This window comes from Paenibacillus sp. J31R34, from assembly GCF_059383715.1.
In genome coordinates this window covers 395,071-410,038 of the sequence record NZ_JBXENU010000007.1, presented here as the reverse complement: position 1 = coordinate 410,038, position 14,968 = coordinate 395,071, and the positions used below count along the sequence as shown (strand labels likewise).

Sequence of the window (14,968 nt, the reverse complement as noted above, 5' to 3'; positions counted from 1 at the left end):
CATCGTTTAAGCAGCAGTACGGACATGGATAACCGGCGGACAGGCTCGCCGGTTATCGTTCATTTAGGACAGCAGAGAGAGGAAGTGGGAGAGAATGAAAGCATTAACGAAACATAAATGGCCGTATCTGTTTGTGGCTCCGTATTTTTTAAGCTATGCCGTATTCGGCTTGTTCCCGCTATTGTTTACGCTGTATATCAGCTTTACGAATTGGGATTTGTTCGGCAATCATGATTTTGTTGGACTGGACAACTATAAGCAATTATTTTTGCATGACAAATACTTTTGGAAATCATTGGGGAACGTACTCCTTTATTTAGTCGCGTATTTGCCTGCGCTTATTATTGTGGGCATGCTGTGTGCAAGCCTGATTGAGAGCAAATTCATCCGCCGCAAAGCTTTTTTTCGCTTGGGCATTTTCACCCCATATATGACGACTCCGGTCGCGATTGGCATTATTTTTGCAATGGTATTCGATTGGCAGGGCGGAATGCTGAACAATTTCCTCGTCCAAATCGGCCTCATCAGTGAAAAAATCAACTGGATGGGTGAACCGGATACAGCGAGATGGATTATTATTTTGATGCTTTTTTGGAAAAACCTCGGTTATTTCATCATGTTCTACTGCGCGGGCATGGCGAGTGTGGAGCCTTCCGTTTATGAGGCGGCTGTTGTAGACGGCGCTTCACCAAAGGATGTGTTTTTGCACATTACGATTCCACTGCTTAAACCAATCAATCTCTTTTTGATTATTACTTCGATCATTGGGGGCTTGCAGCTTGTTGAGGAGCCGATGCTGATGTTCAGCGGTTGGGCTTCGGGCTCGTCGCTCGTAGGTGGACCGGAAGGCTCGGCGTTTACGCCAATCTGGTACATGTTCGATGCTGCGTTCAACGGCTCGTCCTTTAAATATGGCAAGGGAGCAGCAATCGCGTATTCGACCTTCCTGTTTATCGCTTTGTTCTCACTAGTCGGCATCAAATGGCTAAATCGGAAGGAGAGCTAATATGAGAGTATCCAAATGGTCCGTCATCATCATATTGTCTCTAATTACGATCCTGTTCCTGCTTCCGTTCTACATTATGGTCGTCATGGGGACGTATTTCTCTGAGGATCTGTTTAAGCAGCTTCCGCTGCTGCCCGGCAGATATTTACTCGAAAATTTAAAAACCGTGCTGTCCGGTGATTTTCTGCTTAATTACTGGAACAGCTTCTATGTTGCCGTCCTTTTTACTGCTATTTCGGTAGTTATGTCGTCGATTACAGGTTATGCCTTCGGCAAATTCAGGTTTCCAGGAAAAAGAGTGCTGTACCTCGTCATTCTTTGTACAATGATGGTTCCTGGCCAGCTCGGTCTCATTGCGTTTGTTATGGAAATGAAGTTTTTCCATCTGAACAATACGCATATTCCGCTGCTCATTGCGGCGCTAAACAATGCGTTCGGCGTGTTTTTCATGACGCAGTTCAGTGAATCCAGCGTACCGACCGAGGTCATCGAAAGCGCGCGAATTGACGGCTGTGGCGAGCTGACGATCTTTTTCCGGATTGTAACACCGTTTCTGATGCCTGCGCTCAGCACGCTGGGGCTGCTTGCTTTTCTTGGCTCATGGAACAACTATTTGCTTCCACTCGTTACGCTGAACGAGCCATCGTTGTACACGCTGCCGCTGGGCATCGCGAATTTATCTACGGTGTTCCGAACCGATTATTCGGCTAGTATATTGGGGCTGACGCTTGGCACGCTGCCACTCATTATTATTTTTATGTTTGGTTCAAAGACGCTCGTTAAAGGCTTGACCGGTGGTGCGGTCAAAGGGTAGTGAGGAGCGGCAGCCAGCATAATCTGGCTGCCGCCTAAGTGTGTCTATAGGGTGAGGGGAGATGGAAGTTTTGTTGAAGGATCGGAAAAAATACGAAGGCGGACAGTTTCTGCTCGGCGTTTGCTATTACCCAGAGCATTGGGACCGCGTAATGTGGCAGAAGGATTTTCGCCGGATGGTGGAAATGGGCTTTAATGTTGTACGTATGGGCGAAACCGCTTGGAATGTGATGGAGCCGGAAGAAGGGAACTATCAGTTCGCTATGTTCGACGAGGCGATTGAGCTTGCGGCAGCCGAAGGGCTAAAGGTTATTCTTGGCACGCCAACGTATGCACCCCCGGCATGGCTGACGACAAAATATCCCGAGGTGCTGCGCGTAGATTTTCGCGGTGTGCGGATGGAGCATGGCTCCAGAAGGCACTACAACTACACGGCGCCGATCTATTTGCGTCTTTGCGCTGGCATCGTCACGATGATGGCGGAGCGTTACAAAGGGCATGCTGCGGTCATTGGGTGGCAAATTGACAACGAGCTGAACTGCCATTCAGATGTAAGCTTTGCTGAGAGCGATCATACGGCTTTCCGCCAGTGGTGCAGGGAGAAGTATAACGATAGCTTGGATGAGCTCAACGCTGCATGGGGAACGGCATTTTGGGCCCAGACCTACAATGCATGGGAGCAAATTTATTTGCCAAGGCCAACGGTGACGTACCATAGCCCAAGCCAGCTGCTCGATTTTTATTTATTTACATCGGACTCGACGATTCGATTTGCAGAGCTGCAATATGAGATTTTGACTCGTCTGCTGCCTGAGGAGCAATTCATTACCCATAATGGATTGTTCGGCAATATTGATAATTATGAGCTAACGGCTCGCACCGTTGATTTTATGTCTTATGATTCGTATCCGGCATTCCAACTGATGCGTACTGATCTGCAATATTCGCATAAGGATCGGCTTAGCGGCAAGCAGCTCAGCCGGGTGCGGGGGTTGTCTTCCAAGTTTACGGTACTGGAGCAGCAGGCGGGACCGGGCGGGCAGGTCGGGAATGTGCTGAATAACGACCGCGGCGATTATTTGCAGGCGACACCCAAACCGGGGCAAATGCGGCTGTGGACGTGGCAGTCGATTGCTCATGGGGCAGACGGCGTGCTTTATTTCCGCTGGCGGACATGCCCTTATGGAGCGGAATCGCTCTGGCATGGGCTTAATTTGTATGGCGATCAGCCGCATTGGCGGTTGGAGGAAGCGAAGCGGGTGGCGAAGGAAACGCGGATGCTGGAGGACGTTATTATCGGTACCGATGTGGTCGCGAAAGCAGCGATTATGTATGACTATGCGAACGATAGCAATGTAAAAATAGAGCGTTATATTGGCTATGATTATTGGAATAGCGAAGAGCAGGTTTATTTGGCGCTGTCGGAGCGCCATTTGGCTGCGGACATGCTTTCCAAGCAAAATTTGGCGGAGGCCCAGGCGCTGAGCCAATATGATTTGCTGTTTTATGTTAATGCCCAGCTGCTGACCTCAGAGGATGCCGAGAAATTGCGTGTTTATGTGGAGCAGGGCGGCACGCTCGTGCTTGGACCGAGAAGCGGCTATAAGGACCAGCATAATCAGGCTTATATGGAGCCGTTTCCTGGCGTGCTGCGCGGGCTTGCTGGCGTGAGCGTGAGCGATTTTACGATGCTGAACCCGGGCGAGACGAATGCATTATCCTTCACAAATGGCGGAGGCCAGAGCGCAGCCCATGTATTTAACGAAATGCTGGAGCCTGCTGCTGAGGCGGCTAGCGAAGTGGAAATTGCGGCGACATATACGGACGATTATTACGCGGGACAGCCAGCGGTTACGGTCAGAAAGCTAGGTAAAGGCAAGGTTGTTTATTTCGGTACTTTCTTTACGCGCGAGAGTACGAGCCAACTGCTTGATTTGCTGCAAATCGCCGATCCGCTGGAGCAATGGGCGGATATTCCAGATGCGATTGAAGTGGTGCCGCGCAGCGGAGCGGCAGGGCATTATTATATGCTTCTGAACTATTCTTCACAGCCTGTGGCCATCCATTTGAAACGCGAGCTGACGGAGCTGATTTCAGGTCAACCGCTTGTTGGCGAGGTAGTGATTGGGCCTTATGACGTGTGGATTTTGCGAGCATAGCCGATCAGCAGCAGATTTGTTGTTGACAAGACAGGATTATTTGCTATAAGATGGGAAACAATTAATAAGCTTCAAATGAACAATATTTATTATGTTATGAATGTGTATCATTTTAATCAACCAAGGAAAGGAAGTGCACGGCGCATGTTAACCATTTTATTATCAAACCATGATAACAAGCTTGAACAACCGTGGTGCTCTGAGCAGAGCAGCCATCTTTTTGTGCAGGCCGGTAATGCGTACAGCCCGTGCAGCAGCCTTTCTCCTATATGCTTTCGACGCCAAGCCGGCGGTAATCAGGTATCCGCCTGAGAATTATGAATGGGCTGGTTGTTGATGGGGAGATGAAGGACTACTGCCGCTGAGCAGTAGTCTTTTTTATTTGCTAAAGGAATACTTCAGCTAGTGAAAATTAATAATTAGCGAAAAATGAATCATTTTTCTATTTGATATCCATGAATATAAGGTAATAAAATCAATAAAATTAACTATTTTCATTTTTTTAAATAAAAAGGATTGACTTATTAAAAGTCGATATGCTAGTATGAGAAGCATCAAGTCGATCATTGATTAAAGCGTTAAAGCATTGAAGCGAAATGCGTGATCGGCAAGCCGATAGCGTTGCGAGACCAATAACGAAGACGAAAGGAAGGTGCAGGAAATGAAAAACACAGCAGAACAGCTTATGAATTGGCCAGTGGAGCTTGATTTACATCAGTATGAGCAAGTGCAGAGCGAAATAACGAAGCAGCAGGCGGATGAACATCAGCATCCGGCGTTAGAAGAGTTGAATGAAAACTTACATGTTGCCTGCATCGAACCGAATATTCGTCGTTTTTGCGTATCGCAGCCCGACTGCTCCATCCTGAATAAAGGGGGAGCAGCGGCAGCCTGATCTTGAAGCGCGGGGTAGAATATATTCCGATGAATCATTATCTGTATACGTGAAGACTACTTGCACCCTAGGTGAGTGGTCCGTTTGTGCATTCTCGAAATTTGGCTGATATCGGCTGAAGACGGGGTGGCATGGCGGAACCGTGAGGGGGAAAGTAGTTTTTTTATTGCAAAAATTAGAACGCATGTTTGTGAATTGAGTAAGTATAAGCAGTCCTTATATTAAGGCGCATTCGGCAAGCGGCTAAGCCACACGACTTTCACTCGTGGATGCGGCGGGTTCGAATCCCCCATGCGTCACTATGGAGATTATGGTGAAAAGGCAAACACGTCAGGTTGTGGTCCTGATAAGTACCGGTTCGAGTCCGGTTAATCTCCCCAAGTAATGCCCCTTCGCCTAATGGTAGGGCAACGGTCTTTGACACCGTGCGTCTTGGTTCGACTCCAAGAGGGGCAGCCAATTAAATAAAGGGGGACATGTCCAAGGCAGGCGATTCGGAGTCCAAATCCGAATGAGGCGGGTTCGATACCCGCGCCCCTTGTTTTAAAAGCAGTCATTCAATTAAGGCGCATTCGGCAAGCGGCTAAGCCACACGACTTTCACTCGTGGATGCGGTGGGTTCGAATCCCCCATGCGTCACGATCACCTTGTGCTTCTGGCGGAAATGGCAGACGCGGCGGACTTAAAATCCGCTGTCATTAAGACAACTAAGGGTTCAAGTCCCTTGAAGCACATTACTCCAACTAAAGAAGGGAAGAAGCCTAATTGCTTTACAGGTGACGATGATGAAAATAAGAAAACATCTTCAATTGATTCACGACATGGAGTTTCACAATGTATCGGAAAGACGCCTCAATCTGGAGCAGGTTCATGATCGCATTGTCCGTTTTATGTCGCTTGATCCACATGCCAATTACAATTTCATGATCGGTACCGACTGCCAGGTGCATGCGGGACATACGACGATGATTACCGGCGTCGTTATCCAGCGTGAGGGCAAAGGAGCATGGGCCTGCTATCGGCAGGTCGTCATCCCGCGGGAACTGAAATCCATCAAGGAGAAGCTGTCGCTGGAGACGTCATACAGCGAGGAGGTCGCGCTGTTTTTCGGTGGCGAACGCAGGGTGCAAATGGAGGATATCGTGCTCCCTTTTGTATACAAAGGCGCGTCCTTCGAAGCGTATATTGACGTCGATGCCGGAACCGATCCGGCTGTCAGCAAGACGGCTGCCTATGTGGCGGAAATGGTATTGCGTGTGGAAGCTATGGGGATGAAAGCTCGTCTGAAACCGGAAGCAATTGTCGCTTCTTCTTATGCGAATCGGCATTCCAAGAAGCCTTACCGCTTCACGGCAAATGATGTCGTAGAACAATAAATAATAGATCAATAAACAATGGTGATGAAAAATAAGCAGGCGTTTTCGTGCGTCTGCTTAACCACTGTTATACGTTTGCTATACAGCTGGTCATGCTTTTCTAACGGTGCCTGGCTGTCTATTACATAATAGAAACAAACATCAAAACCATGCTCCGATTAAAAAAACGGCAAAAGGGGTAATCTATGGCAGGCGCGATGCTGGGAAGACTGGCAAAAAGATGAACCTTTAAGGAGAGATACCGATGCCGAATACAACAAAACAATTGGAGCAGGAAATTATTGATGTGCTGCAAGCAAACCATGTATGCTCGTTTGCTACCGTAAATGGCGATAAGCCGATGGTGCGTTATATGGCGCTCTTCCATGATGGGCTTAACTTATATTTAGCGACAAATCGCGATACGAGCAAGGTTGATGAGCTGAGGGCTAACCCGAATGTTCATATTCTCGTTGGTTACGATGGCAAGCCGTCTTCCGATATTGTCCAAATTCAGGCACGTGCGGAATTGTGCGCGGACGACAAGCTGCGTGAGAAGCTGTGGAATGAAAATTTCAAGCAGTGGTTTGAAGGACCTCATGATCCGGAATACATTATTATAGAAGCGGTACCGGAGTATATTGAATATTCCAGCGACGGTGGAGAAACCAAGGTGTGGCTGCAATAACCACCCAGTAGCACTAGCGGTTAACTAGAGTTTTCCATAAAAACAACCGAAAAGAGCCCGCTGCTTTCACGTTCATGTGAAGGCGCCGGGCTCTTTTGCTGCTATTGGCAACCATGTAATTGTAATAGATTGAAGTGAAAAAGCTTGCTGCTTCAGCCCGAAGACCAGCTCTAGCTTACACCTTCACAAGCTCCTCTTGCTGGAGCTGCTCCGCATTCTCAGCATCGCCAGTGACTGCGGCCTCGGGCTGCTCCGCTTGAAGCTCTGCATATTGCTCCATAAAGAAGCTGGTCAGCTCGGTGCATTTTTTCGATAGAGTAGATACGGATACGCTGTACTTCTCGGCAAGCTCGGCTTTCGAGCTTGGAATGCTCTGAATTTCGCAGATCAAATATTCCAAAGCCGCGCAGTAGACGCCGGATTTACGGAAAGAAGGTTTATTCGCATCTGTATACTCCTTCCACATAAACAGGGCAAGGCTAATTTGGGCAGGCGTGTAGCCCTCCTTCATTTGCTTGGCCAGTTCACGGGCCAGCTCACCATAGGATGGAGCTTCCCAGACAAGCTCATGATCCAGCAGGCGTTCGATATCCGCGTAAGACTGCAGTCCGCCGGAAGCTTGGGCCGCTGCCAAACGGCGCTCTTCCTCACGGTCCAGCTCGATACAGCATTTTTTATATTTACGGCCGCTGCCGCAGTGGCATACATCATTTCTTCCTAGCTTTAACATGTTAAGTCTCCTTAGGCAAAAAAGTTAATCGCACATAAGGAGCTGCTAAGCAGATTTCCTTTATGCACCCTTACCATGGTAGCGGTTTTGACGCATTCAGGCAAGGGGCGGCCGCAAATTCCTATTCTTATTTGAGCCTAGCGTGCGCCAACATTCGTGCCAGATGGCGTGCCGGAGCCGATTAAATCGCTGCCAGTCGCCAGCTTAAGGAAATTGCCAAGATTCGGCGAGCCGTCTGCATTGCGGGTAACGGAAGGAGTCAAGCTCACGAAATCAGCCGAGCTTGCAAGCAAGCCTTTGCCGTTTACGCTGGCATTGCTTTTCCACCAAACATTGGTATTTGAAACATCGGTGCCGCTTGTTTTGTCACTGGAGCCGCCGCTGAGGCTCAGGTTATTGGTGAATATATGTGTGCCTAAATCAAAAGCGAAGTTGCTTTGTCCATTGCTCCACGAGGTATTGTTTTTCATAGAAATGGAGCCTGGGTTGCTGTTATAAGTGAAGCCATGCTTTTTGTTTTGGAAAGCGATGCTGTTCTCGACAATATGATTTACGGCAATTTTTTCGCCGCCCAGCTTGAAGCCATTGCCATCGCTATCGGTTGTCGTTGTACCGTCGGACGTATGGCCATTTTGATAGGCGATGCTGTTGCGAATCGTTACAATTCCAATAGCTCCCGTATCGGTTTTTGAATACAGATCCCAGCCGTCATCTACGTTATACGCCGCAATACAGCCGTCGAAAACATTGCCTGGGCCAACCGTCAGCTTCGCCGCAAAGCCGTCTGCATCCTCCCCATTATCCGGATCGTAGTTGTCGTGGGAATAAGAATTAATAATTTCATTGTAAGCTGGCCACTCGCTGTAGCCGGCAGTGGATACATAACGTCCAAGCTGCAGGCCGGTGTCGCGGTTATGATGCGTTTCAACATTTTCAATCCGGTTGTAATTTCCGCCGATGAAGATGCCGTTATCTCCAGCACCCTTCACTTCAAGACCTTTCACAAACCAGTAGTGGCCGTTAATTTGCAGACCTCGGTTTGTGGAGGCAAAAGCTTGTGCGGAGAAATCCAGCACAGGCTTCTCGCTGCCATAGGCGACAAGTCCTTTGCGTGCACTAACCGAGCTTCCGCTGTTCGTCCGTTCAATCGTTACCGTTTCAGAAAAAGCATAGGTGCCGCCGCGCAAATAGATCGTTTTGCCCGGTTGAATTTGCGTCAGTGCTGCTGCAAGTGTAAGCGGGCTGCTGATAGTGCCGCTGTTGCTCGCAGAACCATTGGCTGCTACGAACAGATCGCCTGTAGCTGGTGTTGGTGTAGCGGTGGGTGCTGGTGTAGCTGTAGGAGCCGGAGTTGCTGTCGCTGTCGGTGCTGGAGTTGCTGTTGCCGAAGGCGTTGGCGTTGGAGTCGATGCCGAATCCGACACGATCACATTGTCATATTTAGCGGCCGTCTTAAAGCTTACGAGACCAACTGCGCCTGAAGTGAGGCTGGAGTCCGTAGCCGTCAGCACCTGCGTGCCATTCAAATGCATAGAAATTGCAGAGCCAGACATCGTGAGCTTTACCGTGTACCAAGTACCGGCAGCAACAGGGTAGTCAACGGTTGCCAGAGTAGTAGTGGAACCGCTTACTTTTTTGCGTATTTCAAGCTTGCCGCTGCCGCTGTTATAAAGCGACGCTGCATAAAAATTATTGCCATCCTGGTAGCGTCCGGCTACATAAGTCCGGTTCGTTCCATTGAAATTATCAATTTTCACCTTGGCTTCAACGCTGTAATTCGTCCAAGCCTGATTGCCTGCGGAGGTGCGGCCTTCTGAGGAGCTAGTCTGGGTATATACATTTGAGCCGCTATCCTGTACGACTGACCAGATGCCGCTTGTGGCGGTCCAGCCCGAAGCGCCGCCACTTTCAAAATCGGCGCTGTAGAGCGTAGCCGCCTGAACTTTTCCGAGCATAGATGTAAAAGGAAGGGCTAGACAAAAGCAGAGCAGGAAGGCGAGCGGTTTAATCCCCTTTTTCTTAAATAACATGGTGGACATTACGTTTATTTCCTCCTTTGTAATCGCTTTAATTGTATTTTATTCCAGTTAACCTCCTTGGACACATCGTAAGGAATGAAAGCGATTCCAGCAATAATCATTACCTCACATGTTCATTTACCCGCGAAAAATGGGGCTTTTTCGATAGGCTGTTGCTGTCAGGCCATATTGTTTTTTGAAAATCGTACAGAAATACTCCAGCGTAGCAAACCCGGTCTGTTCGGCAATGGCTGCGATCGGCAGCGTCGTAGATTTGAGCAAGCGTGCTGCGACACTCATGCGCGCCTGATTTTTTTTATTCGTGAACGACATGCCGTACAACTGCCGAATCGAGCGCTCCGTTTGACGGACGCTTAAGCCGAGCTTCCCAGCGAGCTCCTGAATCGTTAGATCGATGGGGCTGGATAGAAATTGCTGCTCTATAATGGCGATACGGCTGTCATCAAGCGTTTTGGTCGGGGCGCTTAGGCGCGAGGGCTCGCCCTGCTTATAGTTGCGGATCAGCCTAATGAGTATTTGCTCCATAATGCTGTGAATAGCTGCATAGTAGCCAACCGACTGCTGCTCAGCCTCTTCGAACAATTGCTGGAACAGGGGCAGCATTTGCTGGGTGTCCTCGCCGAACCAGAACGATTTTTCCAAAAAAGCTTCCGCAATACCGGTCAAATCCTCCTCGCGGCCGCTTGCGGGAGCGGTGTTTTTGCCCGCTGCTGGCGGCTGCTCCTCAAAGCAGATGCAAAATTCAGCCATCGGGTCAAGCAGATCGGTAATTTGCTCATGGGCGATATCCGGGCCGGTCATAAACAGACAGCCAGGCTTAATCTCGTATTGCTGTCCTTCGGCAATCAATGTCCCTTTGCCCGTAGGAATATAATGAAGCTCATAGCTGCGGTTGCTATGGCGATGCTCAATGATCGATTCGTAGAAATAGCCGCAATTGACGTATTGGACGCTAAGCATTTTATGGCCTAACGCCAGCTTGATATTTAAATGATTGAAGCGCACTGTTGGATAAAACATCTTTTTCCCTGTCCCCTTATCGTTATATAACGATAGGATACCATAAATAATGCCAAGCTAACGCTTGGACAAGAAACGTTCATCCGAAATGTTGAGTATCCGGGCTTTGGTTTCAGGAGCAGGGCAATGGGTAAGCATAGATGATAGGCATGACTAAGGAACAGAGGGGGAAGCTTCAGTATGCGTTTAACCCGATTGAATCAAATTTTTGTCAGCATCGTATTGGTGCTGCTTATCTTGTATTTGTTTGCGCGCAACTCCGCGTTTTTTGACCCGATTATGCTCGCGCTGAAAATCATCTTTGTACCGATTGTGCTGTCGGTATTTTTGTATTATTTGCTCCGCCCATTGGTCGCACGCCTGCATCGCTTGAAGCTGCCGAAGCCGCTCTGCATTCTGCTCATTTATGTGCTTGCGGCTGCGCTCATTATGCTGCTCGGCATCGTCGTATGGCCGATATTGCAGCGCCAGCTGACGGGTTTGCTGGAGCAGCTTCCGAAGCTGGCGGATGACTTTCGAAGGCAGCTGGAGCAGCTGCAGAAAAATCAAATTTTGTTTGGTGTCGATCTGTCGAAATTCGATTTTGCAGGCTTTAATTTAATGGATAAAGCGGAGCCCTATTTGACGAAAAGCATTGCATCGGCAACCGACTATGTGAAAAATGCCTTTTCCGTGCTCTCCAATTTTATAATCGTCGTTTCTACGGCGCCGCTGCTGCTTTATTACATGCTGATGGATGACCGAGCTGCGGTCCGCAAGCTGCTGGAGCGGGTTCCCGGGCGTTACAAAAGCGGTTTAAAAGAAACGCTGCAGGAGATGGACAAAGCGCTAAGCGGCTTTATTGTCGGACGGGTTACCCTTTGCCTGCTGCTGGGCGGGATGGTGCTCATCGGCTTTCTTCTCATTGGCTTGCCGTATCCGCTGGTGCTGGCTCTCGTCATTGCTTTCATGAATATGATCCCGTATATTGGTCAAATTTTGGGGCTCATTCCTTGTGTGATCGTGGCGTTTATCGATGAGCCTACGTCCGTCATCTGGGTTGTGGTCATCATTATGCTGGCTCAGCAGATTGAAGGAAATATTTTATCCCCGTATATTTATGGGCGAAAGCTGGACGTTCATCCCATTACAACGCTGCTGCTTATTCTCGTTTCTGGGGCGCTGGGCGGCATTGTTGGCATCATGGTTGCGATCCCGGTTTATCTGCTTTTGAAGATCATTATCGTGCGGATTTATAATCGCTGGGAAAAAACTGTCACCTAATAGGCTCCCTTTACGTATGAACAGATTAGGTTTGTTCTCATTTTGTTCATATAAATAGAAGGGAGAGGTTTAATTGAACACGGAAATAAACAGACCGCAAGGAAGCCAGCAGCCGCTTAATCCAAAAACGGTAAAAAAGGCGATCATCGGGGCAGCCATCGGCATCGTAGCCGTTACGCTCGGATTTTCATCTTTTTATACGGTACAGGAGCAGGAGCGCGCGGCGATTTTGACATTTGGAAAGTATACGGGGGAAGCGACGGCTGGGCTGCATTTTAAGTTTCCATATCCGATTCAGCAGGTGGTTACGGTGCCGGCTGAGCTTGTGCAGCGCATTCATATCGGGTACCGCCAGAATGGGGACAGCGTCACACCCGTTGACGACGAAGCGCTCATGATTACCGGGGATGAAAATATTGTATCGGCTGACGCCGTCGTCCAGTGGAAAATAAGCAATTTGCATGATTACTTGTACAACATTGATGATCCGGAGCGCTTCCTGCGCAATGCGGCAAGCTCTTCCATCCGTTCGGTTATTGGTTCAGAGAAGCTCGATTATGCGATTACGGACGGAAAAACCGTTATTCAGGATAAGGTGCGGGAGAAGCTGCTGGAGCTGCAAACAAAATACAAAACCGGCATTCAAATTATGGACATTAAGTTCCAGGATATTGAGCCGCCAAGCGGCCAGGTAGAGGAAGCGTTCCGCGAAGTCACGAATGCCCGCGAGGAGAAAAACACAAAGATCAACAACGCGGCAAAATATGAAAACGACCGCATTCCGAAGGCGCGCGGTGAAGCACAGGCGCTGCTTGAAAATGCCGAAGCGGAGAAAAAGTCACGGATATTGAACGCCGAGGGCGACGTCGCGAAGTTTAATGCGATTTTTGCCGAATATAAAAATAATCCGGATGTTACGCAAAGCCGTCTTATCCTCGAGACGCTGGAAAAAATAATGCCGAATGCGCAAATTTTCATTACAAATAGCAATGGTGATACGGTGAATTACTTGCCGCTGAATGAGCTGCTGCGCAGCAAAAGTGGTTCGAGCAGTTCGAGCAATTCACAAACCCCTGCTCCGCAGGCGGAAGGGGGAGCAACACCATGAAGAAAAACCAATTGATTTTGCTAGTCAGCCTTGTGGTCGTCGTCATCCTTGGCGCAGGCTCGATGTACATCGTAAAGGAAGGCGAATACAAGGTCGTGCTGAAGTTTGGTGAAGCGGTACGGGTTGCCGAAACGCCGGGTCTCAAGCTGAAAATTCCATTTATCGAAAGTGTATCGCCATTGCCGAAATATCAAATGACGTATGAGAGCAATCCAACGTCGATTTTGACGAAGGATAAGAAGCCGATTATCGTGGACAATTACACCGTTTGGCGTATTACGAAGCCGGAGCAATTTTTGAAAACGGCACAGACGGTAAGCGCGGGTGTCCAGCGTATTGATGAAGCGGTATACAATTCGGTCAGGCGCAAGCTGTCTGAAGTGAATTACGATAATATTATTAGCGAGCAGACGGAGCGCGGCAATATAAATGATGAAATTACGCGCGATGTAGCCGAGGCGCTAAAGCGTGATGATTATGGCGTTGAGGTAATCGATGTGCGCATTAAGCGGACGGATTTGCCTGAAGGCAATAAGCAAAGCGTGTACAATCGGATGATTTCCGACCGTCAATCCATCGCGGCGCGTTACTTGTCCGAGGGTGATGAGGAATCGCGCAAAATTACGTCGAAGGCTGACCGTACTGCAAGCGAGCTGATGTCGCAGGCACAGGCTGACGCGAAAAAAATCGTAGCCGAGGGCGAGCAGCAGGCAGCGAAAATCTACAATAAAGCATACGGGCAGGACCCGGCGTTCTATAACTTCTATCGGACGCTGGACAGCTATGTGACGACGCTCAAAAATGAGCCGGTCATCATGCTGCCAATCGACTCGCCATATGCGAAAATATTGCTTGGAAAATAAAGGGCCAGCTTTTGGTTGAAGGACAGGGCGGGGAAAAGAGTGGAGCAGCACTCTTTTCCCCGCCTTTTTTGTCGCCCTCAGGCAGGTGTACAAACCAATTGTGCCGCTGGCGCACTTCCTAATAGAAGCGAGCGAAGCATGCTCGCGCTGGAAGGGAGGGTGAACGATGGCTGATAGGATACAGGATTTTATTCCGGCAGGCAGGAGCAATCGTCCCGGCACGGCCATTCAAGGGCCGAAATATGTGACGGTACATGATACAGCGAACAGCTCGAAGGGGGCGGATGCGCTTTCTCATGCCAAATATTTAAAAGGAGGTGCCGCCGCAGCACTGCCCGTCTCCTGGCATTTTACCGTGGATGATACGAGGGTGGTGCAGCATTTGCCTGTGAACGAGCATGGCTGGCATGCAGGCGATGGCAATGGGCCGGGTAACCGCAGCTCAATCGGAATCGAAATTTGTGAAAATGGCGATGGCATCCGCAGCAAGGCGGAGGCGAATGCAGCGGCGCTCATTGCCGAGCTGCTGCGCAAGCTTGGGCTGCCGATTACAGCAGTCGTCCAGCATAACCGCTGGAGCGGCAAAAACTGTCCGCATACGTTTCGGAGCCGGCCGGGCGGCTGGGAGAGCTTTTTGCAGCAAATCAAAGTGATGCTGGGCAATCTCGTGGAACCAGAACCAGAACCAGAACCGGAACTGGAAAAGCCGGAAGAGGAGGGGGAGCCAATGACAGAAGCGGAGCGCCTGCAGTTTGATGCGCTGGTGAAGCGGGTAACGGAGTTAGAAGCCAAGCACAGTATGGCGGTGCCAGCATGGGCGAAAGCAGCAGTTGCGGCTGCGGTAGCTGCTGGCGTCATCGACACGCCGGAAGGTGGGTCGCTGGACTTTTATCGTTTGCTGACGGTGCTTTATCGCAAAGGACTGCTGTAGACAGCACACAAAGCAGGCAAAGGCCAAACGCAGGGCGGAGGCGGCTCAAGCGAGCCGTCTTTCGTCATTTTCGACCCAAACGGCGAATAAACTGTTAC

The 14,968-nt window shown here is 49.3% G+C and carries 13 protein-coding genes, 6 tRNA genes and 1 pseudogene; 16 read left to right on the top strand and 4 right to left on the bottom strand.

Annotated elements, in window-relative coordinates:
* The first annotated feature begins 94 nt into the window (after positions 1–94).
* The 12 genes from AC50YG_RS21220 to AC50YG_RS21165 all read left to right on the top strand — a co-directional run bounded on the left by AC50YG_RS21220 (position 95) and on the right by AC50YG_RS21165 (position 6,916).
* Positions 95–1,006, top strand: coding sequence for a carbohydrate ABC transporter permease (locus AC50YG_RS21220; RefSeq protein WP_494829324.1), 912 nt, complete (start codon positions 95–97; stop codon positions 1,004–1,006).
* Between the two features lies 1 nt (position 1,007).
* Positions 1,008–1,820: a carbohydrate ABC transporter permease gene (locus AC50YG_RS21215; RefSeq protein WP_473762357.1), complete on the top strand. Its 813-nt coding sequence runs from the start codon at positions 1,008–1,010 to the stop codon at positions 1,818–1,820.
* 61 nt (positions 1,821–1,881) lie between these two features.
* The gene (locus AC50YG_RS21210) at positions 1,882–3,978 is read left to right on the top strand and encodes a beta-galactosidase (RefSeq protein ID WP_494829322.1); all 2,097 of its coding nucleotides are present in this window, start codon (positions 1,882–1,884) and stop codon (positions 3,976–3,978) included.
* 661 nt (positions 3,979–4,639) lie between these two features.
* Entirely contained in the window at positions 4,640–4,873 is a 234-nt protein-coding gene (locus AC50YG_RS21205) for a hypothetical protein (protein ID WP_494829320.1), read from the top strand.
* Positions 4,874–5,098: 225 nt separating this feature from the next.
* A tRNA-Glu gene (locus AC50YG_RS21200) sits at positions 5,099–5,172 on the top strand.
* A gap of 5 nt (positions 5,173–5,177) precedes the next feature.
* Positions 5,178–5,253: transfer RNA gene (locus AC50YG_RS21195), tRNA-His, on the top strand.
* A 5-nt stretch (positions 5,254–5,258) separates the two neighbouring features.
* A tRNA-Gln gene (locus AC50YG_RS21190) sits at positions 5,259–5,332 on the top strand.
* 7 nt (positions 5,333–5,339) lie between these two features.
* A tRNA-Trp gene (locus tag AC50YG_RS21185) sits at positions 5,340–5,412 on the top strand.
* A 26-nt stretch (positions 5,413–5,438) separates the two neighbouring features.
* Positions 5,439–5,512, top strand: a tRNA-Glu gene (locus AC50YG_RS21180).
* A gap of 10 nt (positions 5,513–5,522) precedes the next feature.
* A tRNA-Leu gene (locus AC50YG_RS21175) sits at positions 5,523–5,607 on the top strand.
* A 51-nt stretch (positions 5,608–5,658) separates the two neighbouring features.
* Complete coding sequence (locus AC50YG_RS21170) at positions 5,659–6,249, top strand: ribonuclease H-like YkuK family protein (protein ID WP_473762354.1); 591 nt, start codon at positions 5,659–5,661, stop codon at positions 6,247–6,249.
* A gap of 244 nt (positions 6,250–6,493) precedes the next feature.
* On the top strand, positions 6,494–6,916 hold the full coding sequence (locus AC50YG_RS21165; RefSeq protein WP_046228838.1) for a pyridoxamine 5'-phosphate oxidase family protein: 423 nt from the start codon (positions 6,494–6,496) through the stop codon (positions 6,914–6,916).
* 175 nt (positions 6,917–7,091) lie between these two features.
* Here AC50YG_RS21165 and AC50YG_RS21160 read toward each other — a convergent pair whose 3' ends face one another.
* The 4 genes and pseudogenes from AC50YG_RS21160 to AC50YG_RS21145 all read right to left on the bottom strand — a co-directional run bounded on the left by AC50YG_RS21160 (position 7,092) and on the right by AC50YG_RS21145 (position 10,705).
* A complete protein-coding gene (locus tag AC50YG_RS21160; protein WP_494829317.1) occupies positions 7,092–7,646 on the bottom strand; it encodes a YecA family protein in 555 nt (184 codons plus the stop codon).
* A 137-nt stretch (positions 7,647–7,783) separates the two neighbouring features.
* On the bottom strand, positions 7,784–9,076 hold the full coding sequence (locus AC50YG_RS21155) for a right-handed parallel beta-helix repeat-containing protein (RefSeq protein WP_494829392.1): 1,293 nt from the start codon (positions 9,074–9,076) through the stop codon (positions 7,784–7,786).
* A pseudogene (locus AC50YG_RS21150) lies at positions 9,077–9,601 on the bottom strand (LamG-like jellyroll fold domain-containing protein); the annotation flags it as partial.
* Between the two features lie 201 nt (positions 9,602–9,802).
* On the bottom strand, positions 9,803–10,705 hold the full coding sequence (locus AC50YG_RS21145; protein WP_494829315.1) for an AraC family transcriptional regulator: 903 nt from the start codon (positions 10,703–10,705) through the stop codon (positions 9,803–9,805).
* Positions 10,706–10,885: 180 nt separating this feature from the next.
* Here AC50YG_RS21145 and AC50YG_RS21140 point away from each other — a divergent pair, with 180 nt between their 5' ends.
* The 4 genes from AC50YG_RS21140 to AC50YG_RS21125 all read left to right on the top strand — a co-directional run bounded on the left by AC50YG_RS21140 (position 10,886) and on the right by AC50YG_RS21125 (position 14,870).
* Positions 10,886–11,968, top strand: a complete 1,083-nt coding sequence (locus tag AC50YG_RS21140; protein WP_494829314.1) for an AI-2E family transporter — start codon at positions 10,886–10,888, stop codon at positions 11,966–11,968.
* Between the two features lie 73 nt (positions 11,969–12,041).
* Positions 12,042–13,076: an FtsH protease activity modulator HflK gene (gene hflK / locus AC50YG_RS21135; RefSeq protein WP_473762348.1), complete on the top strand. Its 1,035-nt coding sequence runs from the start codon at positions 12,042–12,044 to the stop codon at positions 13,074–13,076.
* Positions 13,073–13,939 (top strand): protease modulator HflC, encoded by an 867-nt coding sequence (gene hflC, locus AC50YG_RS21130; protein WP_473762346.1) that lies wholly within the window; start codon positions 13,073–13,075, stop codon positions 13,937–13,939. Before hflK ends, hflC begins: the two co-directional genes overlap by 4 nt.
* Before the next feature lie 166 nt (positions 13,940–14,105).
* Positions 14,106–14,870: a peptidoglycan recognition protein family protein gene (locus tag AC50YG_RS21125; RefSeq protein WP_494829305.1), complete on the top strand. Its 765-nt coding sequence runs from the start codon at positions 14,106–14,108 to the stop codon at positions 14,868–14,870.
* Positions 14,871–14,968: the final 98 nt, after the last annotated feature.

Excerpts from the sequence above, each read along its gene's own strand:
- AC50YG_RS21220 (WP_494829324.1), top strand. The coding sequence starts at position 95 with ATGAAAGCATTAACGAAACATAAATGGCCGTATCTGTTTGTGGCTCCG.
- AC50YG_RS21215 (WP_473762357.1), top strand. The coding sequence starts at position 1,008 with ATGAGAGTATCCAAATGGTCCGTCATCATCATATTGTCTCTAATTACG.
- AC50YG_RS21210 (WP_494829322.1), top strand. The coding sequence starts at position 1,882 with ATGGAAGTTTTGTTGAAGGATCGGAAAAAATACGAAGGCGGACAGTTT.
- AC50YG_RS21205 (WP_494829320.1), top strand. The coding sequence starts at position 4,640 with ATGAAAAACACAGCAGAACAGCTTATGAATTGGCCAGTGGAGCTTGAT.
- AC50YG_RS21170 (WP_473762354.1), top strand. The coding sequence starts at position 5,659 with ATGAAAATAAGAAAACATCTTCAATTGATTCACGACATGGAGTTTCAC.
- AC50YG_RS21165 (WP_046228838.1), top strand. The coding sequence starts at position 6,494 with ATGCCGAATACAACAAAACAATTGGAGCAGGAAATTATTGATGTGCTG.
- AC50YG_RS21160 (WP_494829317.1), bottom strand. The coding sequence starts at position 7,646 with ATGTTAAAGCTAGGAAGAAATGATGTATGCCACTGCGGCAGCGGCCGT.
- AC50YG_RS21145 (WP_494829315.1), bottom strand. The coding sequence starts at position 10,705 with ATGTTTTATCCAACAGTGCGCTTCAATCATTTAAATATCAAGCTGGCG.
- AC50YG_RS21140 (WP_494829314.1), top strand. The coding sequence starts at position 10,886 with ATGCGTTTAACCCGATTGAATCAAATTTTTGTCAGCATCGTATTGGTG.
- hflC (WP_473762346.1), top strand. The coding sequence starts at position 13,073 with ATGAAGAAAAACCAATTGATTTTGCTAGTCAGCCTTGTGGTCGTCGTC.
- AC50YG_RS21125 (WP_494829305.1), top strand. The coding sequence starts at position 14,106 with ATGGCTGATAGGATACAGGATTTTATTCCGGCAGGCAGGAGCAATCGT.